The organism is Pseudomonas sp. ef1 (assembly GCF_007293365.2).
Classification (GTDB): domain Bacteria; phylum Pseudomonadota; class Gammaproteobacteria; order Pseudomonadales; family Pseudomonadaceae; genus Aquipseudomonas; species Aquipseudomonas siliginis.
In genome coordinates this window covers 2,240,648-2,264,550 of record NZ_CM129815.1, presented here as the reverse complement: position 1 = coordinate 2,264,550, position 23,903 = coordinate 2,240,648, and the positions used below count along the sequence as shown (strand labels likewise).

Sequence of the window (23,903 nt, the reverse complement as noted above, 5' to 3'; positions counted from 1 at the left end):
TAGTTCAGCGCGTCCTGAGGAATAATCCGGACGAAAGCAAAACATTATTGCCACACAGGGATAATCCAAGTGTCGGAGAACCGCTGGGAAGGCATCGACGAGTTCGTTGCCGTCGCCGAATGCAACCAATTCACCGCCGCTGCCGAGCGCCTTGGGGTTTCTTCCTCCCACGTCAGTCGACAAATCGTACGGCTTGAAGAGCGTTTGCAGACGCGCCTGCTCTACCGCAGTACCCGTCGCGTAACGCTGACCGAAGCCGGGCAGACTTTTTTGCAGCATTGCCAGCGCCTGCAGGACGGTCGCGAAGAAGCCTTGCGCGCGGTAGGCGATCTGACCAGCGAACCGAAAGGCATGCTGCGCATGACCTGCGCGGTGGCCTATGGCGAACGCTTTATCGTGCCGCTGGTGACTCGTTTCATGGGGCTTTACCCGCAGCTGCGTATCGATATCGAGCTGAGCAATCGCCAGCTGGATCTGGTGCATGAAGGGCTGGACCTGGCGATCCGTCTGGGTCGGTTACAGGATTCGCGCTTGGTCGCCACACGTCTGGCACCACGGAGAATGTACCTGTGCGGATCGCCGTCCTACCTGGAACGGTACGGGCGCCCACACAGCTTGTCGGAATTGAGTCGGCACAATTGCCTGATTGGCAGTTCGGATATCTGGCAACTGGAACAGAACGGGCGGGAATTTTCCCAACGGGTGCAGGGCAACTGGCGTTGCAACAGTGGGCAGGCGGTGCTGGACGCGGCGCTTCAGGGTGTCGGGTTGTGTCAGTTGCCGGACTATTACGTGCTCGAGCATCTGCACAGCGGCGCGCTGATTTCCTTGCTGGAGGCACATCAGCCGCCGAATACGGCGGTGTGGGCGCTGTATCCGCAGCAGCGGCATCTGTCGCCGAAGGTGCGCAAGTTGGTGGATTTTTTGAAGGTGGGACTGGCTGAAAGGCCGGAGTACAAACTTTGAGTTATTGGTCGCCTGTGCGACCGCTTTCGCGAGCAGGCTCGCTCCCACAATTGACCGAGCTCGACAGCTGAATGCATTCCCTCTGCGGGAGCGGGCCTGCTCGCGAAGGTAATGCCACAGCGACCCCAAATCTCAGCGGCGATTCGCCCATCGCTGGCGCAACCACTCCAGATCTTCCGGCCGGGTCACCTTGAGGTTATCCGCCCGCCCTTCGATCAGACGCGGTGCCAGACCGGCCCATTCCATCGCCGAAGCTTCATCGGTGATCACGGCATCCGCAACCAGGCTATCGGCCAACGCTCGATGCAACGCGCCGAGGCGAAACATCTGCGGCGTATACGCCTGCCAGATCACACTGCGGTCCACCGTTTCAACCACACGACCGTTTTTATCAACGCGTTTGAGCGTGTCGCGAGCGGGCACTGCCAATAGACCGCCGACCGGGTCATCCGCCAGTTCGGCAAGCAACTTGTCGAGATCATCGCGACTCAGATTCGGCCGGGCCGCATCGTGCACCAGCACCCAGTCGTCATCGTCGGCACCTTGCGCATGCAGATGCAGCAAGGCGTTTAGCACCGAAGCAGAACGCTCCGCCCCGCCATCAACCCGCTGAATGCGCGGATCGTTGACGCATGCCAGATTCGGCCAATAGGGATCGTCAACAGCAAGACTGACCACCAGGCCCTTAAGGCTAGGGTGATCGAGGAAACAGCCGAGGCTGTGTTCGAGAATTGTGCGCCCGCCCAGTTGCAGATATTGCTTGGGACGGTCCGCGGCCATTCGGGCACCGACGCCCGCGGCAGGAATCACGGCCCAGAAGGCCGGCAGGGAATCGATCATTGGGCCAACTGGTAAAGGGTTTCGCCGTCCTTGACCATGCCCAGTTCGTGACGAGCACGCTCTTCAACGGTCTCCATGCCTTTCTTCAGCTCGCTGACTTCAGCGTCCATCACCCGGTTGCGCTCCAGCAGGCCTTCGTTCTCGGCATGTTGCTCGGCGATCTGCTGTTTCAGCTCGGCGACCTGCGCCAGACTGCCATTGCCCACCCACAGGCGGTACTGCAGACCGGCCAGCAGCAAGAGCAAAACAAGAAACAACCAGTAAGGACTGCGCATCGAATATCAGGTATCCAGTGAAAAAAGACAGCCACGCATAATGTTGCAGCATCTGATAGCACGAAGCCTGGAAAGATCCAGGCTTGTGCTTAAGGCATCAGATTAGTGGCAAATCCATCGCTGTCACGACTTTTCCGACACAATCCGGTGTCCTTTGATCAGGTTGCGCTTAACCGCGGAACTCGGCACGGCCGTTGTACTTGGCCTTGCCGTTCAACTGCTCTTCGATACGCAGCAGTTGGTTGTACTTGGAAACGCGGTCGGAGCGGCACAGCGAACCGGTCTTGATCTGGCCAGCCGAGGTGCCCACAGCCAGGTCGGCAATGGTCGAATCTTCGGTTTCGCCGGAGCGGTGCGAGATCACGGCGGTGTAGCCGGCAGCCTTGGCCATCTGGATGGCTTCCAGGGTTTCGGTCAGGGTGCCGATCTGGTTGAACTTGATCAGGATCGAGTTGGCGATCTTTTTATCGATGCCTTCTTTCAGGATCTTGGTATTGGTCACGAACAGGTCGTCGCCCACCAGCTGGGTTTTCTCGCCGATCTTGTCGGTGAGGATTTTCCAGCCGGCCCAGTCGGACTCGTCCAGACCGTCTTCGATGGAGATGATCGGATAACGCTCGGTCAGACCTTTGAGGTAGTCGGCGAAACCTTCAGCAGTGAACACCTGGCCTTCGCCGGACAGGTTGTATTTGCCGTCTTCGTAGAACTCGCTCGCGGCGCAGTCCAGCGCCAGGGTCACGTCGGTGCCCAGCTTGTAACCGGCATTGGCCACGGCTTCGGAGATTACTTTCAGCGCGTCTTCGTTGGACGCCAGATTCGGCGCGAAACCGCCTTCGTCACCAACGGCGGTGCTCAGGCCACGGGCCTTCAGCACAGCTTTCAAGTGATGGAAAATCTCGGTGCCCATGCGCAGACCTTCCGAGAACGACTTGGCGCCGACCGGCTGCACCATGAATTCCTGGATGTCGACGTTGTTATCGGCGTGCTCGCCACCATTGATGATGTTCATCATCGGCACCGGCATCGAGTACACACCCGGGGTGCCGTTGAGGTTGGCGATGTGTGCGTACAGCGGCAGATCCTGATCCTGCGCAGCCGCCTTGGCCGCAGCCAGGGACACGGCGAGGATGGCGTTGGCGCCCAGGGTCGCTTTGTTTTCGGTACCGTCGAGCTTGATCATCGCCTGATCCAGCGCTTTCTGGTCGCTCGGGTCGGTGCCCAGCAGCAGATCGCGGATCGGACCGTTGATGTTGGCTACCGCCTTGAGCACGCCCTTGCCCAGGTAACGGCTCTTGTCGCCATCACGCAGCTCGAGCGCTTCACGCGAGCCAGTGGATGCACCGGACGGCGCGCAGGCGCTGCCGATGATGCCGTTGTCGAGAAGCACGTCCGCTTCCACGGTGGGATTGCCACGGGAGTCGAGAACTTCACGACCTTTGATGTCGACGATTTTTGCCATTGTTGTAAACACTCCAAAGTTGACGAAAACGACGCAGCTAGAGGAAATCTTTATCGTCGGCAAGCGAAGTACAGCGGGCAGACTTGCAGACGACAACGCTCACGCCCGAGGGCATGAGCGACAAATCGTGCGGTACTTTACCGGAGAATCGAGCGTTACGCGGTTTCTACCGTCGGAAAACTCTTCACCAGTTCGTCCAGAGCCTTGAGCTGGGCCAGGAATGGCTCCAGTTTGTCCAGACGCAAGGCGCAAGGGCCGTCGCATTTGGCGTTGTCCGGATCCGGATGCGCTTCGAGGAACAGACCCGCCAGCGACTGGCTCATGCCGGCCTTGGCCAGATCGGTGACCTGCGCGCGGCGACCGCCGGCGGAGTCGGAACGACCGCCAGGCATTTGCAGCGAGTGAGTCACGTCGAAGAACACCGGGTATTCGAACTGCTTCATGATGCCGAAGCCGAGCATGTCGACCACGAGGTTGTTGTAGCCGAAGCTCGAACCACGCTCGCAGAGGATCAACTGATCGTTACCGGCTTCCACGCACTTGTTCAGGATGTGTTTCATTTCCTGAGGCGCGAGGAACTGGGCTTTCTTGATGTTGATCACGGCATTGGTCTTGGCCATCGCGACAACCAGATCGGTCTGGCGCGACAGGAAGGCCGGCAGTTGAATGATGTCGCAGACCTCAGCGACGACCGCGGCCTGATGCGGCTCGTGGACGTCGGTGATGATCGGCACGCCGAAGGCTTGTTTGATGTCCTGGAAGATGCGCATGCCCTCTTCCAGGCCAGGACCGCGATACGAGGTCACAGAAGAACGGTTGGCCTTGTCGAAGCTGGCCTTGAACACGTAAGGGATACCGAGTTTTTCGGTGACCTTCACGTACTCTTCGCAAACCTGCATGGCCATGTCACGGCTTTCCAGCACGTTCATGCCGCCGAACAGCACCATGGGTTTGTCGTTGGCAATCTCGATGTCGCCGACGCGGATGATCTTCTGTGCCATCGGGTTACGCCTTCTTCTGGTGTTGAGCCAACGCGGCTTTGACAAAACCGCTGAACAGCGGATGGCCGTCGCGTGGCGTCGAGGTGAACTCAGGGTGGAACTGGCAGGCGACGAACCATGGATGATCCGGCGCTTCAACCACTTCGACCAGCGCAGCATCGGCGGAACGACCGGAGATTTTCAGGCCGGCTTCGATGATCTGCGGCAGCAGGTTGTTGTTCACTTCGTAACGGTGACGATGACGCTCGACAATCACGTCCTTGCCGTAGCAATCATGGACTTTGGAGCCCGGCTCAAGCAGGCAATCCTGTGCGCCGAGACGCATGGTGCCGCCCAGATCGGACGCTTCGGTACGTACTTCGACAGCGCCGGTGGCGTCTTCCCACTCGGTAATCAGACCGACCACCGGATGGCCGCTGGCACGATCGAACTCGGTGGAGTTGGCGTCTTTCCAGCCCAGCACGTTACGGGCGAACTCGATGACCGCCACTTGCATGCCCAGGCAGATGCCGAGGTACGGAACCTTGTTTTCGCGAGCGTACTGAACGGCAGTGATCTTGCCTTCAACGCCACGCAGACCGAAGCCGCCCGGCACCAGAATCGCGTCAACACCTTCGAGCAGCGCAGTGCCCTGGTTCTCGATGTCTTCGGAATCGATGTAGCGCAGGTTGACCTTGGTGCGGTTGCTGATGCCGGCATGGCTCATCGCTTCGATCAGCGACTTGTACGCGTCGAGCAGCTCCATGTACTTGCCGACCATGGCGATGGTCACTTCGTGTTCCGGGTTCAGCTTGGCATCGACCACTGCGTCCCACTCGGACAGATCGGCGCTGCCGCACTGCAGACCGAACCGCTCGACGACGAAATCGTCCAGGCCCTGCGAGTGCAGGATGCCCGGGATCTTGTAGATGGTATCGGCGTCTTCCAGCGCGATTACCGCACGCTCTTCAACGTTGGTGAATTGCGCGATCTTGCGACGCGAGGACACATCGATCGGGTGATCGGAGCGGCACACCAGCACGTCTGGCTGCAGACCGATCGAGCGCAGTTCCTTGACGGAGTGCTGAGTCGGTTTGGTCTTGGTTTCGCCAGCGGTGGCGATGTACGGCACCAGCGTCAGGTGCATCAGCATCGCGCGCTTGGCGCCGACTTCGAAACGCAACTGGCGGATGGCTTCGAGGAATGGTTGCGACTCGATGTCACCGACGGTGCCACCGATTTCAACCATCGCCACGTCAGCGTCACCGGCACCTTTGATGATGCGACGCTTGATTTCGTCGGTGATGTGCGGGATCACCTGGATGGTTGCACCCAGGTAGTCGCCACGGCGCTCTTTGCGCAGCACGTGCTCGTAGACACGGCCGGTGGTGAAGTTGTTGTTCTGGGTCATGGTCGTGCGGATGAACCGCTCGTAGTGCCCCAGATCCAGATCGGTCTCGGCGCCGTCGTGGGTGACGAACACTTCACCGTGCTGGAACGGACTCATGGTGCCTGGATCGACGTTGATGTACGGATCCAGCTTCAGCATGGTGACCTTAAGCCCCCGCGCCTCCAGGATAGCCGCCAATGAAGCCGAGGCAATGCCTTTCCCCAATGAAGAAACAACACCGCCCGTGACGAATATGTAGCGCGTCATGAAAAACCCTAGAAGTCTGCGTTAAAGCGGAACGAGCCGCCGGGGAAAGCGAAGGAAGGCCGAAGCCCCCGATCACCTGCATTAATCACAGTGCACCTTTCGAAAAAACCGCCGCGTTGTGACAGACCGGCAGATGAAACACCGGTACGTTGCTCGCTACACATTTTTTGGAATCGCCCAGCAAAGACTGCTTGGTAATCGGCAACTCCTGCAATTCAGGCGAATCCACAGAAGTTGTATCAAGAAGGGAGCGTAGTCTACCGGAATGCTCCTTTCAGCTCAAACCTTGATCTTCGTCTGTTGGCTGCCAGTGCAATGTCCAGCCTTCGTCCATCTGACCAGAAAGACCCGGCAGGTTTGCCACGGCGAGCAATTCTTCGCCACGAAACAGCAGCGGCAATCTGCCACGCACGAAGGCCGGGACCGCGCGCTCGTTGAGCAGACGCTTGAGATCACGGCTGCCGCGCTCAGCCAATTGCATGACCTCACCGCCCTGCCGATAGGCAATACGCAAAGGCCCGGATGGAGCTTGCCCGTGGAGCATGACGCGTCCGTTATCCGGCAAGCGTAGCGCTGAAGTCGGGGTCTGCCAGTCGGCGCCGATCACTGGCGTGCGCAACCAACTGTCGCTCAGCCACCAGACGCGACCGCCGCTGCGGTGCAGCTCTCCGTCGGCCAGACGCCAGATCGGTGAAGCGTCGGCGCCGGCATTGCACAGCGTTGTCCAACCCGACCAATGGTCAGCATCCGGCAGCCGGGTCAACGGTTCGAGCCAGTGGCTGAGGACATTTCGCTGGCGCGCGTCAGACAACTCCGTCAATGGTGTCAGCTCCAGCGATGGCACACCCAGCCAAGCGAATTCATTGGGCGTTTCGGCTTGTGCGAGATCAATCTGCGCCAGCTCATCAAGCAAGCCCTGCGCCTCACGCAGATGCGCAGCCGTGCGCGCCATGCTGGCCTGCGCTTGCGGCCAGCGTTCGGTGAGGACCGGCATGACTTGATGGCGCAGATAGTTGCGCGAAAACTGCCGGTCCTGGTTCGACGGGTCTTCGATCCAGCGCAACTGATGCGCCTGTGCATAACCTTCCAGCTCAGCACGGCTGACATCGAGCAACGGTCGAACCAGCATGCCCTGCCCCACTGGGCGCTGCTGCGGCATCGCCCCGAGCCCGCGTACACCGGCACCGCGCAACAGCCGAAACAGCAGCGTTTCCGCTTGGTCATCGCGGTGCTGACCAGTCAGCAACACGTCATTGGTCTGCGTCAGCGAACTGAACGCGGCATAACGCGCATCCCGCGCCGCCCGCTCCAGGCTCGCCCCGCCCTTTACGGTCACCCGCTCCACTTGCAAAGGAATGTCCAGCGCATCGCAAACGGCCTGGCAATGTTGCGGCCATGCACCGGCCGCAGCCTGAAGGCCGTGGTGGATATGAATGGCGCTGAGCGCAGGGAGGGATTCAGTGTTCGCCAGAGTGGCGAGCAGATGCAGGAGGACGGTGGAATCGAGGCCACCGGAGAAGGCGATGCGCCAGTGAGCGGCGTGGCGCCAGGGCTCAAGGCTCAGCGATAGCCGGGATGGCAAATCAGTTGGGGACTGGCCCATTTCTGCACCTTTGCCTAAAAACCCCTGTGGGAGCGAGCCTGCTCGCGAATGCGGCTTAACATTCAACAGATTCGTCGACTGTCATACCGGCTTCGCGAGCAGGCTCGCTCCCACAGTGATAGCACGCGTCTGATTAGAGACCGTAGCTCATCAGGCGATCGTAACGGCGCTTGAGCAGCGCTTCGTTATCGAACTGCTTGAGCATCGCCAGTTGCGAGCTCAGTTCGGCGCGGATCGAAGCGGCGGCAGCAGCCGGATCACGGTGGGCGCCGCCCAGTGGCTCGCTGATCACCTTGTCGACGATACCCAGGCCTTTCAAACGCTCAGCGGTGATGCCCATTGCCTCAGCGGCATCCGGTGCTTTCTCGGCGGTCTTCCACAGGATCGATGCGCAACCTTCCGGCGAGATCACCGCGTAGGTCGAATATTGCAGCATGTTCAATTGATCGCAGACGCCGATGGCCAGTGCGCCGCCGGAACCACCTTCACCAATTACAGTGGCGATGATCGGAGTCTTCAGACGCGCCATCACACGCAGGTTCCAGGCAATCGCTTCGCTCTGGTTGCGCTCTTCAGCGTCGATGCCAGGATAAGCGCCCGGGGTATCGATGAAGGTCAGGATCGGCATCTTGAAGCGCTCGGCCATCTCCATCAGACGGCAGGCCTTGCGGTAGCCTTCCGGACGCGGCATACCGAAGTTGCGGCGAACTTTCTCACGCACTTCACGGCCCTTCTGGTGGCCGATGATCATCACCGGCTGGTCTTCCAGACGGGCGATACCGCCAACGATGGCAGCGTCGTCGGAGAAGTGACGGTCGCCGTGCAGCTCGTCGAACTCGGTGAAGATGTGCTCGATGTAATCGAGGGTGTAAGGGCGTTTCGGGTGACGCGCCAGGCGTGCGATCTGCCAGCTGGTCAGCTTGCCGAAGATGTCTTCGGTCAGCGTCTTGCTCTTGTCCTGCAGGCGGGAGATCTCATCGCCGATATTCAGCGAATTGTCATTACCGACCAAGCGCAACTCTTCGATCTTGGCTTGCAGGTCGGCGATCGGCTGTTCGAAATCTAGAAAATTCGGGTTCATAGGCGTCCGTCTTGGGTCGTGTCCCAAGTGAGCTTGGGCCGGCCGGTTGTCTATTCGCGCCCTACCTTAAGGGAGAGGCGCGCTGAGGTCGAGATTAAAAATTCAGGTTGCGGGCAAGCGCCATGATGGCACTTGCCGGTCAACGGTATTGGAGGAAGACGTTGTCTCGCCCGAACTGGTCACGCAGGGCTTGAATCAAGGTATCCGCCGGGTCGATCCGCCAGGTCTCGCCGAACTGCAGCAAGGTCTTCGCATCCGGGCTGGTGTACTCCATGGTCACCGGGCACGCGCCGCGATGACGCTTGAGCAGTTCGCCCAACCAGCGTAGCTGATCGCCTTTGAGATCCTGGGTGTGCAGCTTCAGGCGCAGGCTCTCGGCCAGATTGGTTCGCGCATCCTCCATGCTCATCACCCGCTTGACCCGCAGGCGCAGGCCGCCGGAGAAGTCGTCGTTGCTGACCTCGCCTTCGACCACCACCATCGCGTCGGTCTGCAGCAGCGACTGCGCCGAATGGAACGCATCGGCAAACAGCGACGCCTCGATCCGTCCGGAGCGGTCGTCGAGGGTGATGAAGCCCATCTTGTCGCCCTTCTTGTTCTTCATCACCCGCAGGGCAATGATCATCCCCGCCACCGTCTGCGTGTCGCGCGCCGGTTTCAGGTCGATGATGCGCTGACGGGCGAAACGGCGGATTTCGCCTTCGTATTCGTCGATCGGGTGACCGGTCAGGTACAGGCCCAGGGTGTCTTTTTCACCCTTGAGGCGTTCCTTGAGGGTCAGTTCCTTGGCTTTGCGATGAGACGCGTAAACGTCAGCGTCTTCTTCGACGAACAAGCCGCCAAACAGGTCGGCGTGGCCACTGTCGTGGGTCCGCGCAGTCTGCTCGGCCGCCTTGATCGCCTCTTCCATCGCCGCCAGCAGTACCGCGCGGTTACGGTCGATGTTGGCTTGATAGGCCTTTTGTTCGTCGTGGAAATACGGGCCGAGGCGATCCAGCGCGCCGCTGCGAATCAAGCCATCAAGAGTTCGTTTGTTGATGCGCTTGAGGTCGACCCGCGCGCAGAAATCGAACAGATCCTTGAACGGACCGGCCTGACGCGCTTCGGTGATCGCTTCCACCGGACCTTCACCGACGCCTTTGATCGCGCCGAGGCCGTAAACGATGCGGCCATCGTCGTTCACCGTGAACTTGAACTCCGAAGTGTTCACGTCCGGCGCGTCGAGGCGCAGCTTCATCGTCCGCACTTCCTCGATCAAGGTCACGACCTTGTCGGTGTTGTGCATATCCGCCGAAAGTACCGCGGCCATGAACGGCGCCGGGTAGTGAGCTTTCAGCCAAGCGGTCTGGTACGACACCAGGCCGTAAGCGGCGGAGTGGGACTTGTTGAAGCCGTAACCGGCGAATTTCTCCACCAGGTCGAAAATGTTACCGGCAAGATCCGCGTCGATCCCGTTGGTCGCGCAACCCTCAATGAAACCGCCGCGCTGCTTGGCCATTTCCTCGGGCTTTTTCTTACCCATCGCCCGACGCAGCATGTCCGCACCGCCGAGGGTGTAACCGGCCATGACCTGGGCAATCTGCATCACCTGTTCCTGATACAGGATGATGCCGTAAGTCGGCGCCAGTACCGGCTTGAGACCGTCGTACTGGTAGTCCGAGTGCGGATAGGCCAGTTCGGCGCGACCGTGCTTGCGGTTGATGAAGTCGTCCACCATGCCCGATTGCAGCGGACCGGGACGAAACAGTGCCACCAGTGCGATCAAGTCTTCCAGGCAGTCGGGCTTGAGCTTTTTGATCAGCTCTTTCATGCCCCGGGATTCAAGCTGGAACACCGCCGTGGTTTCGGCTTTTTGCAGCAACTGATAGGTCGGCTTGTCGTCGAGCGGGATAAAGGCGATATCCAGCGGCGGCTCGCTGACCTTGGCGCGGTCGCGGTTGATGGTTTTCAACGCCCAGTCGATGATCGTCAGGGTACGCAGGCCGAGGAAGTCGAACTTCACCAGACCGGCGGCCTCAACGTCGTCCTTGTCGAACTGGGTCACCAGACCGTCACCGGCCTCGTCGCAATAGATCGGCGAGAAGTCGGTCAATTTGGTCGGCGCGATCACCACACCACCGGCGTGCTTGCCGACGTTACGCACCACGCCCTCAAGCTTGCGCGCCATCTCCCAGATTTCCGCTGCTTCTTCATCGACCTTGATGAAGTCGCGCAGGATTTCTTCCTGCTCGTAGGCTTTTTCCAGGGTCATGCCGACTTCGAACGGAATCATCTTCGACAGACGATCCGCCAGGCCATAGGACTTGCCCTGCACCCGCGCCACGTCACGGACCACAGCCTTGGCGGCCATGGAACCGAAGGTGATGATCTGGCTCACCGCGTTGCGGCCGTACTTTTCGGCCACGTAATCGATCACCCGGTCACGACCGTCCATGCAGAAGTCGACGTCGAAGTCGGGCATGGAAACCCGTTCCGGGTTGAGGAAACGTTCGAACAGCAGGTCATATTCCAGCGGGTCGAGGTCAGTGATCTTCTGTACGTAAGCCACCAGCGAACCGGCACCCGACCCACGGCCCGGACCTACCGGCACACCGTTGTTCTTGGCCCACTGGATAAAGTCCATCACGATCAGGAAGTAACCGGGGAAGCCCATCTGGATGATGATATCCAGCTCGAAATTCAAGCGGTCCACATAGACCTGGCGCTTGGCTTCGTAGTCTTCGGTGGTGTCCTTGGGCAGCAGCACCGCCAAGCGTTCTTCGAGCCCTTCGAAGGAGACCTTGCGGAAATATTCGTCGATGGTCATGCCATCGGGGATCGGGAAGTTGGGCAGGAAGTGTGTGCCCAGCTTGACTTCGATGTTGCAGCGCTTGGCGATCTCGACGGTGTTTTCGATGGCGTCGGGAATATCGCTGAACAGCTCGAGCATTTCCTCGGCGCTTTTCAGGTACTGCTGATCGCTGTAATTCTTCGAACGACGCGGGTCATCGAGGGCGCGGCCCTCACCGATGCACACGCGGGTTTCGTGGGCGGCGAAGTCTTCCTGCTTGATGAAGCGCACATCGTTGGTCGCCACCAGCGGCGCGCCAAGCTTGTCGGCCAGCGCCACGGCGCCGTGCAGTTGCTCTTCATCGTTGGGGCGGTTGGTGCGCTGGATTTCCAGATAGAAACGATCCGGGAACACCGCCATCCACTCGCGCGCCAGCGCTTCGGCTTCCGCCGGATTGCCGCCGATCATGGCCATGCCGATCTCGCCTTCTTTGGCGGCGGACAGCATGATCAAACCTTCGTTGGCCTCGGCCACCCACTCGCGCTCGACGATGACCATGCCGTTGCGCTGGCCTTCGATGAAGCCACGCGAGATCAGTTCGGTGAGATTGCGATAACCCTGAGCGTTCATCACCAGCAGGCTGAGGCGGCTCAGCGGTGCATCCGGGTCCTTGTTCGCCAGCCACAGGTCGGCGCCGCAGATCGGCTTGATGCCGGCGCCCATGGCGTTTTTATAGAACTTGACCAGGGAACACATGTTGTTCTGGTCGGTGACCGCGACCGCCGGCATGTTCATGGCGGTCAGCGCCTTGACCAGCGGCTTGATCCGCACCAGCCCGTCGACCAGGGAGTATTCAGTGTGCAGGCGTAGATGAACGAATGAAGCCGGCATAGTGATCCTGTCCAGTTACATAGAGACAACGAGGCCCGGATTGTACCGGGCCTCGAATAAAACATCAGCCTTGCGCCTAAACCTGCGTCAGGCTTTCCCGCGCCTCGTAAGCCAGGCGTACCGGGGCGAACGAGCGGCGGTGAATCGGCGTCGGGCCGAGCCGCGCCAGCGCTTCCAGATGAACGGGCGTCGGATAGCCTTTATGGCCACCGATGCCGTAGCCCGGGTAGATCAATTCGAATGCCGCCATTTCGCGGTCACGGCTGACCTTGGCCAGAATCGACGCCGCCGCGATGGCCGGTACCTTGCCGTCGCCCTGGATCACAGCCTCGGCACGCATCGGCAAATGCGGGCAGCGGTTGCCATCGATCATCGCCAGCTTCGGCTGAATATGCAGACCGGCGACCGCGCGCTGCATGGCCAGCATGGTTGCGTGGAGGATATTCAGATCGTCGATTTCTTCGACTTCGGCGCGGGCGATGCACCAGCTCAGCGCCTTTTCGCAGATCTCGTCGTAGAGCTTTTCGCGCTTGGCTTCGGTGAGTTTTTTCGAATCGTCGAGGCCGAGGATCGGCCGGTTCGGATCGAGAATCACTGCCGCCGTCACCACCGCACCGCACAACGGACCACGACCGACTTCATCAACACCGGCGACCAGCTCTTCGACTTCGGCGACCAGGGTGAAATCCAGGCCCATTTGCATGCTTGTCTTGCTCATTGTGGTTTGCCGATCAGGTCAAGGACGGCTTGCGCCGCCTGATTGGAAGCATCGCGCCGCAGCGTGCGGTGGATCTCGTCGAAACCGCGGGTCTGTTCATCACCGCCATCGATCAAGGGCGACAGCGTCTGCGCCAAGGCTTCGACAGTCGCATCATCCTGCAACAACTCCGGCACCAGCAAGCGCTGAGCGAGCAAGTTGGGCAGCGACACGTACGGGCTTTTGACCATGCGTTTGAGAATCCAGAATGTCAGCGGCGCCAACCGATATGCCACCACCATCGGTCGCTTGTACAGCAGCGCTTCAAGGGTAGCAGTGCCGGAGGCGATCAACACGGCGTTGCACGCGGCGAGCGCCAGATGAGATTTACCGTCGAGCAAGGTTACCGGCAAATCCCGGCCAGCAAGCAAGGCCTCGAGTTGCACCCGGCGTTCCGGGTTTGCACAAGGAATGACAAAGCGCACGCCCGGACGCATGGCGCGCAGACGTTCGGCGGTGTCGAGGAACAGCGCACCGAGGCGACTGACTTCCCCGCCACGGCTGCCCGGCATCAGCGCTACCAGCGGACCGTCGGCCAAGCCTAGTTCGGTGCGTGCAGCGGCGCGGTCGGCTTGCAGCGGAATGGTATCGGCCAAGGTGTGACCGACGAAACGCACCGGCACGCCTTTCTCTTCGTAGAATTTCGCCTCGAACGGCAACAGGGTCAGCATCAGATCGCAGCCTTCGCGGATCTTCAGCACCCGCTTCTGCCGCCACGCCCATACCGACGGGCTGACATAATGCACGGTCTTGATCCCGGCCTGACGCAGCTTGAGTTCGATATTGAGGTTGAAATCCGGCGCATCGATGCCGATGAACACGTCCGGCTTCGCGGCGATCAGTGTGGCAATCAGCTCTTTGCGGCGTTTGAGTAACTCACGCAGCCGACCGAGGACCTCCACCAGCCCCATGACCGACAAGCGCTCCATGGGAAAGTACGAGGTCAGGCCTTCAGCCTGCATCAGCGGACCGCCGACGCCGATGAACTCGACTGTCGGGTGCTGAGTCTTGAGCGCGCGCATGAGGCCGGCGCCGAGAATGTCACCGGAAGCCTCACCCGCCACCAGCGCGATACGCAGACTGGCCATGATCAGCGGGTGATGCCGCGAGTCGACGCCTGGATCGAATCGCGGAACACGGCGACTTCAGGGAACTGCGCAGACGGCTCGGCCAGCTCGGCCAGCGCCTGCTCGACCGTCAGGCCCTGCCGATAGACCGTCTTGTAAGCACGACGCAAGGCGTGGATCGCGTCTTCGCTGAAACCGCGACGGCGCATGCCTTCGAAGTTCATGCTGCGCGCTTCGGCCGGGTTGCCGAATACGGTGACGAACGCCGGAACGTCCTTGCCGATCGCCGTGCCCATGCCGGAAAAACTGTGGGCGCCGATGTGGCAGTACTGGTGCACCAGGGTAAAACCGGAGAGGATCGCCCAGTCGTCAACGTGTACATGCCCGGCCAACGCAGTGTTGTTGACCAGAATGCAGTGGTTGCCGATGACGCTGTCATGGCCGATGTGGGCATAGGCCATGATCAGGTTGTGATCACCCAGGGTGGTTTCCGAACGGTCCTGCACGGTGCCACGGTGAATGGTCACGCCTTCACGGATGACGTTGTGGTCGCCGATCACCAGGCGGGTTTCCTCGCCTTTGTACTTCAGATCCGGGGTGTCTTCGCCTACCGAAGAAAACTGGTAGATGCGATTGTGTTTACCAATGCGGGTCGGCCCCTTGAGGATCACATGCGGCCCGATCACGGTACCCTCGCCGATTTCCACACCTGCGCCGATGATCGACCACGGGCCGACCTCGACGCCGTCAGCCAGAACGGCGGACGGATCGATGATTGCGCGAGGGTCAATCAAACTCATACTTTTTGTTCCGCGCAGATGATCTCTGCCGAGCACACCGGCTTGCCGTCTACCGAAGCCTGGCACTCGAACTTCCAGATCTTGCGCTTGCAACTGATGAAGGTCGCTTCAAGGATCAACTGGTCGCCCGGCTTGACTGGCTGGCGGAAGCGCAGCTTGTCGGAACCGACGAAGTAATACAGGGTGCCGTCGGCCGGTTTGACGTCGAGCATCTTGAAACCGAGGATCCCGGCAGCCTGAGCCATCGCTTCGATGATCAGCACGCCCGGCATGATTGGATGCGCAGGGAAGTGACCATTGAAGAACGGTTCATTGATGCTGACATTCTTGTAGGCGCGAATTCGCTTGCCTTCAGTGTCCAGTTCCACCACCCGGTCCACCAGCAGGAACGGGTAACGGTGAGGCAGGTATTCGCGAATCTCGTTGATGTCCATCATTTCAGGGGAAAGCCTATGTAAAGATTGGGAGCGCGACTGACGCGCACTCCTCTAGCAAATCAAGGAGGCAGTCCAGAGGCTGTGCACACTTGATATGGAAATGGTATCAGCCATCAGATGAAGCATTGCCGTCAGGGGTCACTTCCCCAACGCGCTTTTCCAGCTGTTTCAACCGTCGCGCGATGTCATCGAGCTGACGGATGCGGGCCGCGCTTTTGCGCCATTCGGCCGCCGGTTGCATGGCTGTGCCGGAAGAATAGGCGCCCGGCTCGGTAATCGAGTGAGTCACCATGGTCATCCCGGTCAGGAAAACGTTGTCGCAAATATCAATGTGGCCGACCAGACCAACACCGCCGGCGAGCATGCAGTGCTTGCCGATTTTGGTGCTGCCGGAAATGCCGACGCACGCGGCCATGGCGGTGTGATCACCGACCTGGACGTTGTGCGCGATCTGGATCTGGTTGTCGAGCTTCACGCCGTTGCCGATCACCGTATCGGCCAGAGCGCCGCGGTCGATGGCGGTGTTCACGCCGATCTCGACATCGTCGCCGATGGTCACGCCACCGATCTGGGCGATTTTCTGCCAGACACCTTTCTCGTTGGCGAAGCCGAAGCCCTCACCGCCGATGACTGCGCCGGACTGAATAACCACACGCTTACCGATGCGCACATCGTGATAGAGCGTGACGCGCGGAGCCAGCCAGCCGCCTTCACCGATTTCGCTGCGCGCGCCGACTACGCAATGCGCGCCCAGCGTGACCTGTGCAGCGATGCGTGCACCGGCTTCGATCACCACGAACGGACCGATGCTGGCACTTGGATCAACCACTGCGTCCTCCGCGATCACCGCTGTCGGATGAATTCCCGTCGCGGCTCTTGGCTTAGGATCGAACAGATGCGAGATGCGTGCATAGGCCAGGTAAGGATCCGGCACCACCAAGGCATTACCGGCGAAACCTTCGGCGTCGGCTTCCTTGAGCAGCAGTGCAGCTGCCTGAGAACCGGCCAGGTATTTGCGGTATTGGGGATTTGCCAGAAAGCTCAACTGAGCTGGGCCAGCCTCTTGCAAAGTGGCTAGCCCAGTAATTTGCGTCTCGGGGTCGCCACGCAGGGTGGCGCCGAGGTGCTCGGCCAACTGGCCGAGCCTGATAGTCACGGTCATGGGTTACTTCAGCTGATTCATGCGCTCGATAACCTGGCGCGTGATGTCGTACTGAGGTTTGACATCGATGACTGCGCCACGCTCGAACACGAGGTCAAAACCACCTTTCTTGATGACTTCTTCCACGGCACTGTCCAGTTTCGGCTTCAGCTGCTTGAGCATTTCGCGGTCGGCAACAGCTTTGGCTTCGTTCAGCTCCTTGGACTGGAACTGGAAGTCACGAGCCTTTTGCTTGAATTCCAGCTCCAGACGCTCACGCTCGCCCTGCTGCATTTTGTCGCCACCGGCCATCAGACGGTCCTGAATGCCTTTGGCGCTGCTTTCCAGGGTTTTCAGCTTGGTCAGTTGCGGACCGAACTTCTTCTCTGCATCCACCGCGTACTTCTTCGCCGCGTCGGATTCCAGCAGAGCCATCTGATAGTTCAGCACGGCAATTTTCATGTCGGCGAACGCCGGGCCTGCCACCAGTACGGAGGCCAGGAGAACCAATTGAGTCAACTTACGCACGATGCACTCCTACAAAATCCATTGTCGTTATCTTGGGTCAGACGCTTAGAACGTCTGGCCGAGGGAGAATTGGAACACTTGAGTTTCAGCGTCATCCGGTTTCTTGATCGGCATCGCCAGGGCGAAGCTCAACGGACCCAGTGCGGTGACCCAGGTCACGCCGACACCTACGGAACTGGCCATGTTGCTCAGGCTGATGTCGTTGCACTTGGTGTTGGACGAAGAACCGTTCGCGTTCGTAGTGTCCTTGCACTGCGAGTCAAACACGTTACCGACATCCCAGAAGACCGAAGTACGCAGGGAACGCTGATCCTTGACGAATGGCAGCGGGAACAGAACTTCTACACCGCCCTGGATCAGGACGTTACCACCGAACGGCAGTGGATCCTGGTCCGGGTCTGCAATAGTGCCCGGGTTGTTACCACGGCTCGGCGTACTACGCGGGCCGAGGGTGCTGTCCTTGAAGCCACGAACCGAGTTGAAACCACCGGCATAGTAGTTTTCATAGAACGGCAGACCATCGGTCGAACCGTAACCATCGCCATAACCGAGTTCGGAGTGCAGGCGCAGTGTGTAGTTTTCGGTGATCGGCTGGAACAGCTGACCACGGTAGTCAAGTTTGAAGAACGACAGGTCGCTGCCAGGAATGGTGGTTTCCAGGGTCAGGCTCTGGGAACGACCACGGGTCGGCAACACGCCTTTGTTCAGGGTCGACTCGGACCAACCGGCCGAGGCCTTGAAGTTCAGGTAGTTGTCGCCTTCCTTCTCGACGAAATCGAAAATCTCGTCAACGGTATAGCGACCGGTGTTGATCTTGTCCTGCTGAGCAGACAGACCGAAGGTCAGACGCGATGTTTCGCTGATCGGGTAGCCAACGTTGACGCCAGCGCCCAGGCTGTCGACGGCGTAGCTCGAGATATCGGCATCGAGTTCATCGTAGTCGGTGGTGCGATAGAACGCGTTGTAACCCAGGCTCACGCCGTCGGCGGTCCAGTAGGGGTCAACGTAGCCGAAGTTGTAGCGGCTCTGGTATTCGCTGCGGGTCAGACCGATGCTGACGCGGTTACCGGTACCGAGGAAGTTGTTCTGGGTAATCGAACCACCAAGGATCAGACCGGCGCTCTGGGCGAAACCAACGCTGGCGGTGATCGAACCGGAAGCCTGTTCTTCAACGGCGTAGTTCACATCAACCTGGTCGTCGACACCTGGCACGGCCGGGGTTTCAACGTTGACTTCCTTGAAGAAGCCCAGACGCTCAAGACGGGTCTTGGACTGGTCGATCAGGTAGGTCGAAGCCCAGCCACCTTCCATCTGACGCATTTCACGACGCAGCACTTCGTCCTCGGACTTGGTGTTGCCACGGAAATTGATGCGGTTTACGTAGGCACGCTTGCCCGGATCGACAGCGAAGAGGATGTCCACAGTGTGGTCATCATCGTGCGGCTGAGGCACGCCGTTGACGTTGGCGAAGGTGTAGCCCTCGTTACCCAGACGACGGGTGATCAGCTCGGAGGTGGTGGTCATCAGCTTGCGCGAGAACACCTGGCCCTTCTGCACGAGCAACAGCGACTTGATCTGGTCTTCAGGGACTTTCAGGTCACCGCTGAGCTTGACGTCACGAACGGTGTACTTCTCGCCTTCGGTGACGTTGACAGTAATGTAGACGTGCTTCTTGTCCGGGGTAATCGATACCTGGGTCGAAGCGATGTCCATGTTGATATAGCCGCGGTCCAGATAGTAGGAACGCAGACGCTCCAGGTCACCGGAAAGTTTTTCACGGGCATATTTGTCATCGTTCTTGAAGAACGACAGCCAGTTGGTGGTTTTCAGTTCGAACAGGTCGGTCAGGTCTTCCTCAGGGAAAACCGTATTGCCTACCACGTTGATGTGCTGAATGGCGGCAACGGTACCTTCGTTGATCTTCACCTTCAGACCCACGCGGTTACGCGGCTGCGAAACCACTTCGGTGTCAACGGTTGCCGAGTAGCGACCCTGGGCGACGTACTGACGTTGCAGTTCGTTACGCACACCCTCGAGGGTGGCGCGCTGGAAGATTTCGCCTTCGGCCAGACCGGATTGCTTGAGGCCTTTCATCAGGTCTTCAGTAGAGATCGCCTTGTTGCCTTCGATCTCGATACTGGCGACCGATGGACGCTCGACCACGGTGATGACCAGAACGTTGCCTTCGCGGCCCAGCTGGATATCTTGAAAGAAACCGGTTTTGAACAACGCACGAGTGGATTCCACCAGGCGACGATCATCCGCCTGCTCGCCGACGTTCAACGGCAAGGCACCAAAGACGCTACCCGCGGAGACCCGCTGGAGGCCATTGACGCGAATATCAGAGATAGTGAAGGACTCGGCGTGAACTTCGGCGATCATCAATACGGTGAGAACCGCAGTTAGCAGCAGACGTTTCATGAAGTCCTTTCTTATTCCAACTGGCAATAAACAAACTGCCGCAAAATGCGGCAGATTCGCAATTCAGCGAAGCGTTACAGTCGACCCAGATCGTTGACCAGAGCAAGCAACATCACCCCGACCACCAAACTGATACCGATCTGTATCCCCCAACCTTGCACCCGATCCGACAAGGGGCGACCACGCACCCACTCGATCAGATAAAACAACAAATGCCCCCCATCCAGTACAGGAATGGGCAGCAAATTCAGAACGCCCAGGCTAATACTCAGATAAGCAAGGAAATTCAGGAAATCAGCGACGCCCGACTGGGCAGAAGCGCCCGCCACTTTAGCAATGGTTATCGGTCCACTCAAGTTTTTTACCGAGAGCTCGCCGAACAGCATTTTCTTCAGTGAATCCAGCGTCAGAATGCTCATGGTCCAAGTGCGACGGGCACCCTCGCCAATCGCGGCCAGCGGACCATAACTGACCTCGCGGATCATTTCCGGTGGCCAGTCGATGGCTTTGACGCCAGCGCCCAGATAACCGCTTGGCGATTTGTTTTCACCGCGAGCCGCCAGGGTCACAGGGACGTCGATTTGAGCATTGTCGCGCTCGATGCGCAGCATGATTTTGGTATCAGGACGCGTACGAACGGTATCAACCACCTGCTGCCAGTCACTCAGCGGCTGACCATCAAGCGCCAGCAAGCGATCGCCGGTTTTCAGCCCGGCGGCCTGGGCCGGACCTTTCGGGTCCAGCTCGGCAAGCACCGGCGGCAAGGCCGGACGCCAAGGACGAATGCCCAGCGAGCGGATAGGATCCGGCTCGTCGGCACCTTTTAGCCAGTTATCCAGTGCCAGCGTGCGGGGCGACTCAGCGGTCGAGCCCTGCTCGCGCACCAGCAATTGAATGGCACCGCTTTCACCGAGACGACGCACCAGTTGCAGATTGACCGCAGCCCAACCGGACGTTGGCTCGCCATCAATCGAGACGATCTCCTGACCCGCGTTCAGACCAGCCCTGGCGGCAATGCTGCCAGACTCGACCGCGCCGATGACCGGACGCACCTGCTCGCTGCCGAGCATCGCCAGCACCCAGAAAAACACCAGCGCCAGCAGGAAGTTGGCAATCGGGCCGGCGGCAACAATAGCAATGCGCTGACGCACCGATTTGCGATTGAACGACTGATCAAGCTGATCGACCGGCACTTCGCCTTCGCGCTCGTCGAGCATCTTGACGTAGCCGCCCAGCGGAATCGCGGCGACCACGAACTCGGTGCCTTGCTTGTCATGCCAGCGCAGCAACGGCATGCCAAAGCCCACGGAGAAACGCAGAACCTTGACGCCACAGCGACGCGCGACCCAGAAGTGGCCGAATTCGTGGAAGGTGACCAGCACACCCAGGGCGATCAGGGTGCCGGCAATCATATAGAGCGCGCTCATCTACTTTCTCCGCAATCCTGTTCAGTGTCGCGTGTCGCCGTTGTGTTGCAAAAACTATCGGCCGTGCCGACTCAACCATTGCTCGGCCAGCACTCGCGCTTTCGCGTCCGCCGTAAATACGGCATCCAGATCGTTCAGCGCCACCACCGGCTCCAGATTCAAGACTTCCTCGATGATACTCGCGATTTCCAGGTAGCGAACCCGTCCGTCGAGAAACGCTGCAACTGCCACTTCATTGGCCGCGTTAAGCATCGCCGGCGCGCTATCGCCAGCTTCGGCCGCCTGACGGGCCAAACGCAGACAGGGGAAACGGCTTTCATCGGGCGCTTCGAAATCCAGTCGTGCAATGGCGAACAGATCCAGTGGCGGTACGCCGGAATCGATACGCTCCGGCCAGGCCAATGCGTTAGCGATCGGTGTGCGCATGTCGGGGTTGCCCAATTGCGCCAGCACCGAGCCATCGACGTAATCCACCAGAGAATGGATCACGCTCTGCGGATGAATCACCACTTCGACCTGAGCCGGCCTGGCATCGAACAACCAGCAGGCTTCGATCAGTTCCAGGCCCTTGTTCATCATGCTCGCAGAATCCACGGAGATCTTGCGCCCCATGGACCAGTTCGGATGTGCACACGCCTGCTCAGGCGAAACATTCGCCAGCTCGGACATCGGTGTCTGCCGGAAAGGCCCGCCAGAGGCTGTCAGCAAAATCCGCCGCACACCCACCGAGCTCAAGCCGCGGGCGAAATCCGCTGGCATGCATTGAAAAATCGCATTGTGTTCGCTGTCGATCGGCAGCAGTACCGAACCGCTTTTGCGCACGGCCTGCATGAACAGAGCGCCGGACATCACCAGCGCTTCTTTATTGGCCAGCAGAATCTTCTTGCCCGCCTCGACCGCCGCCAGTGTCGGACGCAGCCCGGCCGCACCGACGATGGCCGCCATTACTGCATCGACTTCGGGCGCGGAGGCAACCTGACACAGGCCCTCCTCGCCTACCAGGACGCGAGTCGGCAAACCGGCTGCACGCAAATCGTCCTGCAACCCACGCGCTGTGGCCACTTCAGGCACCACGGCAAACTGCGGCACATGACGCACGCACAACGCGAACAACTCACTGAGGCGTGTGAAACCACTCAATGCAAAAACCTGATAACGCTCAGGATGACGCGCAATCACATCCAGGGTGCTCAGACCGATCGAACCGGTCGCACCCAACACCGTAATCTGCTGGGGACGACTCACGGTGCGGCCATCCAGAGCAATACGGCGAACACCGGAATGGCCGCGGTCAGGCTGTCGATGCGATCCAGCACGCCACCATGCCCGGGCAGCAGATTACTGCTGTCCTTGATGCCGGATTGGCGCTTGAACATGCTTTCGGTAAGGTCACCGACCACGGAAATAAAGACGATCACTGCAGCGCCGATCAGGCCTTTGAGCAGCTCGGCCACGGTCCAGTCGCGCACCAGCCCGACGATCGCAGTGATCACCAGACTCAGTGCCAGACCACCGTACACGCCTTCCCAGCTCTTGCCCGGGCTGACCTGCGGCGCGAGCTTGCGCTTGCCGAACTTGCGCCCGGAAAAGTAAGCGCCGATGTCCGCGCCCCAGACCAACACCATCACCGCCATGATCAACCAGTTACCCAGCGGGTACTGCTTGATCTGCACCAGACCCTGCCACGCAGGCAGCAGGATCAGCAGACCAATCAGCAGTTTGGTCGCCGCTGTGGACCAGTGCGCGCTGGAGCGTGGATACGTCAGCACCAGATAAGTCGCAATCGCCCACCAGATTACCGATGCACCGAGCACCCAAGGCGCAAGCCCGGGCAGCACGTACATGACAAACAGCATCAAGGCGACCACGGCGGCAAAGCCGACGCGGAACGATTGTGCGGTGAAGCCGGCCAGACGCGCCCATTCCCACGCACCGAGACTGACTACCAGACCGATGAACAGCGCGAAGCCTGCACCTTTGAGCAGGAAAAACCCGCACAAGGCGATCGGCAGCAGGATCAGTGCAGTGATGATTCGTTGTTTAAGCATTAAACCCGGGCTCCAGCTTCGACCTGTTCGCTCGTTTTACCGAAACGACGCTGGCGCGAAGCGAAATCGGCCAGCGCAGTGCGCATGGCGTCGTGTTTGAAGTCCGGCCAGAACAGGTCGGAGAAGTACAGCTCGGCGTAGGCCAGCTGCCACAGCAGGAAGTTGCTGATGCGATGCTCGCCACCGGTACGGATGCACAGGTCAGGCAACGGCAGATCGCCGGTAGCCAGACAGGTCTGCAGCAGATCCGGGGTAATGTCCTCCGGGCGCAAGTGCCCGGCCTGGACTTCACGCGCCAGACGCTGCGCGGCCTGAGCGATATCCCACTGACCGCCGTAGTTGGCGGCGATCTGCAGGACAAAGCGGTTGGCACCGACCGTCATGGCCTCGGCCTCGCGCATCGCCGCCTGAAGCTCAGGGTGGAAGCGCGAGCGATCGCCAATGATGCGCAGGCTGATGTTGTTGTCGTTGAGACGCTTGGCCTCACGACGCAGCGCCTTGAAGAACAGATCCATCAAGGCACTGACTTCATCGGCCGGGCGCTGCCAGTTTTCACTGGAGAAGGCGAACAGGGTCAGGACTTCGACCTTGGCCTCAGCGCACACCTCGATCACCGCCCGCACAGCATCCACGCCCGCTTTATGCCCGGCGACACCCGGCATAAAGCGTTTTTTCGCCCAGCGATTATTGCCATCCATGATGATCGCGACATGGCGCGGCACCGCGGACGGCGCAGTCTGCTTGGTCTTGTCCAT

At 59.8% G+C, this 23,903-nt stretch carries 20 protein-coding genes; 1 reads left to right on the top strand and 19 read right to left on the bottom strand.

What is annotated here, in order from left to right; translation table 11 throughout:
- The first annotated feature begins 69 nt into the window (after positions 1-69).
- Positions 70-966 (top strand): LysR substrate-binding domain-containing protein, encoded by an 897-nt coding sequence (locus FEE99_RS10140; protein ID WP_041478119.1) that lies wholly within the window; start codon positions 70-72, stop codon positions 964-966.
- Positions 967-1,098: 132 nt separating this feature from the next.
- Here FEE99_RS10140 and ispD read toward each other — a convergent pair whose 3' ends face one another.
- From ispD to uppS, 19 genes are all read right to left on the bottom strand, one after another.
- Positions 1,099-1,806 (bottom strand): 2-C-methyl-D-erythritol 4-phosphate cytidylyltransferase, encoded by a 708-nt coding sequence (gene ispD, locus FEE99_RS10135; protein WP_041478120.1) that lies wholly within the window; start codon positions 1,804-1,806, stop codon positions 1,099-1,101.
- On the bottom strand, positions 1,803-2,081 hold the full coding sequence (ftsB, locus tag FEE99_RS10130) for a cell division protein FtsB (protein ID WP_016771460.1): 279 nt from the start codon (positions 2,079-2,081) through the stop codon (positions 1,803-1,805). The genes ispD and ftsB overlap by 4 nt, the downstream gene beginning before the upstream one ends.
- A 169-nt stretch (positions 2,082-2,250) precedes the next feature.
- Positions 2,251-3,540 (bottom strand): phosphopyruvate hydratase, encoded by a 1,290-nt coding sequence (eno, locus tag FEE99_RS10125; protein ID WP_041478121.1) that lies wholly within the window; start codon positions 3,538-3,540, stop codon positions 2,251-2,253.
- Between the two features lie 155 nt (positions 3,541-3,695).
- Entirely contained in the window at positions 3,696-4,541 is an 846-nt protein-coding gene (kdsA, locus tag FEE99_RS10120) for a 3-deoxy-8-phosphooctulonate synthase (protein ID WP_041478122.1), read from the bottom strand.
- Positions 4,542-4,545: 4 nt separating this feature from the next.
- Positions 4,546-6,177, bottom strand: coding sequence for a CTP synthase (locus tag FEE99_RS10115; RefSeq protein WP_016771462.1), 1,632 nt, complete (start codon positions 6,175-6,177; stop codon positions 4,546-4,548).
- Between the two features lie 274 nt (positions 6,178-6,451).
- Positions 6,452-7,780, bottom strand: coding sequence for a tRNA lysidine(34) synthetase TilS (gene tilS, locus FEE99_RS10110; protein ID WP_041478123.1), 1,329 nt, complete (start codon positions 7,778-7,780; stop codon positions 6,452-6,454).
- Between the two features lie 133 nt (positions 7,781-7,913).
- Positions 7,914-8,861: an acetyl-CoA carboxylase carboxyltransferase subunit alpha gene (locus tag FEE99_RS10105; protein WP_016771465.1), complete on the bottom strand. Its 948-nt coding sequence runs from the start codon at positions 8,859-8,861 to the stop codon at positions 7,914-7,916.
- Positions 8,862-9,000: 139 nt separating this feature from the next.
- Complete coding sequence (gene dnaE / locus FEE99_RS10100; RefSeq protein ID WP_041478124.1) at positions 9,001-12,522, bottom strand: DNA polymerase III subunit alpha; 3,522 nt, start codon at positions 12,520-12,522, stop codon at positions 9,001-9,003.
- A gap of 76 nt (positions 12,523-12,598) precedes the next feature.
- Positions 12,599-13,225: a ribonuclease HII gene (rnhB, locus tag FEE99_RS10095; RefSeq protein WP_016771466.1), complete on the bottom strand. Its 627-nt coding sequence runs from the start codon at positions 13,223-13,225 to the stop codon at positions 12,599-12,601.
- Between the two features lie 11 nt (positions 13,226-13,236).
- Complete coding sequence (gene lpxB / locus FEE99_RS10090; protein WP_041478125.1) at positions 13,237-14,367, bottom strand: lipid-A-disaccharide synthase; 1,131 nt, start codon at positions 14,365-14,367, stop codon at positions 13,237-13,239.
- A 2-nt stretch (positions 14,368-14,369) separates the two neighbouring features.
- Positions 14,370-15,146: an acyl-ACP--UDP-N-acetylglucosamine O-acyltransferase gene (gene lpxA, locus FEE99_RS10085; RefSeq protein WP_016771468.1), complete on the bottom strand. Its 777-nt coding sequence runs from the start codon at positions 15,144-15,146 to the stop codon at positions 14,370-14,372.
- Positions 15,143-15,583: a 3-hydroxyacyl-ACP dehydratase FabZ gene (fabZ, locus tag FEE99_RS10080; protein WP_016771469.1), complete on the bottom strand. Its 441-nt coding sequence runs from the start codon at positions 15,581-15,583 to the stop codon at positions 15,143-15,145. The genes lpxA and fabZ overlap by 4 nt, the downstream gene beginning before the upstream one ends.
- 106 nt (positions 15,584-15,689) lie before the next feature.
- Positions 15,690-16,745 carry a UDP-3-O-(3-hydroxymyristoyl)glucosamine N-acyltransferase gene (gene lpxD / locus FEE99_RS10075; protein WP_041478126.1) on the bottom strand — a complete coding sequence of 352 codons (1,056 nt, stop codon included), beginning with the start codon at positions 16,743-16,745 and terminating at the stop codon, positions 15,690-15,692.
- A gap of 3 nt (positions 16,746-16,748) precedes the next feature.
- A complete protein-coding gene (locus tag FEE99_RS10070; RefSeq protein WP_003222140.1) occupies positions 16,749-17,252 on the bottom strand; it encodes an OmpH family outer membrane protein in 504 nt (167 codons plus the stop codon).
- Positions 17,253-17,297: 45 nt separating this feature from the next.
- Positions 17,298-19,673 (bottom strand): outer membrane protein assembly factor BamA, encoded by a 2,376-nt coding sequence (gene bamA, locus FEE99_RS10065; protein ID WP_041478127.1) that lies wholly within the window; start codon positions 19,671-19,673, stop codon positions 17,298-17,300.
- 74 nt (positions 19,674-19,747) lie between these two features.
- On the bottom strand, positions 19,748-21,100 hold the full coding sequence (gene rseP / locus FEE99_RS10060) for a sigma E protease regulator RseP (RefSeq protein ID WP_041478128.1): 1,353 nt from the start codon (positions 21,098-21,100) through the stop codon (positions 19,748-19,750).
- 54 nt (positions 21,101-21,154) lie between these two features.
- Positions 21,155-22,345 (bottom strand): 1-deoxy-D-xylulose-5-phosphate reductoisomerase, encoded by a 1,191-nt coding sequence (ispC, locus tag FEE99_RS10055; RefSeq protein ID WP_041478129.1) that lies wholly within the window; start codon positions 22,343-22,345, stop codon positions 21,155-21,157.
- Entirely contained in the window at positions 22,342-23,148 is an 807-nt protein-coding gene (locus FEE99_RS10050; RefSeq protein ID WP_016771474.1) for a phosphatidate cytidylyltransferase, read from the bottom strand. The genes ispC and FEE99_RS10050 overlap by 4 nt, the downstream gene beginning before the upstream one ends.
- Positions 23,148-23,903, bottom strand: a complete 756-nt coding sequence (uppS, locus tag FEE99_RS10045) for a polyprenyl diphosphate synthase (RefSeq protein ID WP_016771475.1) — start codon at positions 23,901-23,903, stop codon at positions 23,148-23,150. The genes FEE99_RS10050 and uppS overlap by 1 nt, the downstream gene beginning before the upstream one ends.

What these genes read in the sequence shown, in the direction of transcription:
- lpxA (WP_016771468.1), bottom strand. Translation starts at nt 15,146, where the DNA reads ATGAGTTTGATTGACCCTCGCGCAATCATCGATCCGTCCGCCGTTCTG.
- bamA (WP_041478127.1), bottom strand. Translation starts at nt 19,673, where the DNA reads ATGAAACGTCTGCTGCTAACTGCGGTTCTCACCGTATTGATGATCGCC.
- uppS (WP_016771475.1), bottom strand. Translation starts at nt 23,903, where the DNA reads ATGGACAAGACCAAGCAGACTGCGCCGTCCGCGGTGCCGCGCCATGTC.
- FEE99_RS10105 (WP_016771465.1), bottom strand. Translation starts at nt 8,861, where the DNA reads ATGAACCCGAATTTTCTAGATTTCGAACAGCCGATCGCCGACCTGCAA.
- lpxB (WP_041478125.1), bottom strand. Translation starts at nt 14,367, where the DNA reads ATGGCCAGTCTGCGTATCGCGCTGGTGGCGGGTGAGGCTTCCGGTGAC.
- dnaE (WP_041478124.1), bottom strand. Translation starts at nt 12,522, where the DNA reads ATGCCGGCTTCATTCGTTCATCTACGCCTGCACACTGAATACTCCCTG.
- rseP (WP_041478128.1), bottom strand. Translation starts at nt 21,100, where the DNA reads ATGAGCGCGCTCTATATGATTGCCGGCACCCTGATCGCCCTGGGTGTG.
- eno (WP_041478121.1), bottom strand. Translation starts at nt 3,540, where the DNA reads ATGGCAAAAATCGTCGACATCAAAGGTCGTGAAGTTCTCGACTCCCGT.
- tilS (WP_041478123.1), bottom strand. Translation starts at nt 7,780, where the DNA reads ATGGGCCAGTCCCCAACTGATTTGCCATCCCGGCTATCGCTGAGCCTT.
- lpxD (WP_041478126.1), bottom strand. Translation starts at nt 16,745, where the DNA reads ATGACCGTGACTATCAGGCTCGGCCAGTTGGCCGAGCACCTCGGCGCC.
- kdsA (WP_041478122.1), bottom strand. Translation starts at nt 4,541, where the DNA reads ATGGCACAGAAGATCATCCGCGTCGGCGACATCGAGATTGCCAACGAC.
- FEE99_RS10115 (WP_016771462.1), bottom strand. Translation starts at nt 6,177, where the DNA reads ATGACGCGCTACATATTCGTCACGGGCGGTGTTGTTTCTTCATTGGGG.
- FEE99_RS10050 (WP_016771474.1), bottom strand. Translation starts at nt 23,148, where the DNA reads ATGCTTAAACAACGAATCATCACTGCACTGATCCTGCTGCCGATCGCC.
- rnhB (WP_016771466.1), bottom strand. Translation starts at nt 13,225, where the DNA reads ATGCAAATGGGCCTGGATTTCACCCTGGTCGCCGAAGTCGAAGAGCTG.
- ftsB (WP_016771460.1), bottom strand. Translation starts at nt 2,081, where the DNA reads ATGCGCAGTCCTTACTGGTTGTTTCTTGTTTTGCTCTTGCTGCTGGCC.
- fabZ (WP_016771469.1), bottom strand. Translation starts at nt 15,583, where the DNA reads ATGATGGACATCAACGAGATTCGCGAATACCTGCCTCACCGTTACCCG.
- ispD (WP_041478120.1), bottom strand. Translation starts at nt 1,806, where the DNA reads ATGATCGATTCCCTGCCGGCCTTCTGGGCCGTGATTCCTGCCGCGGGC.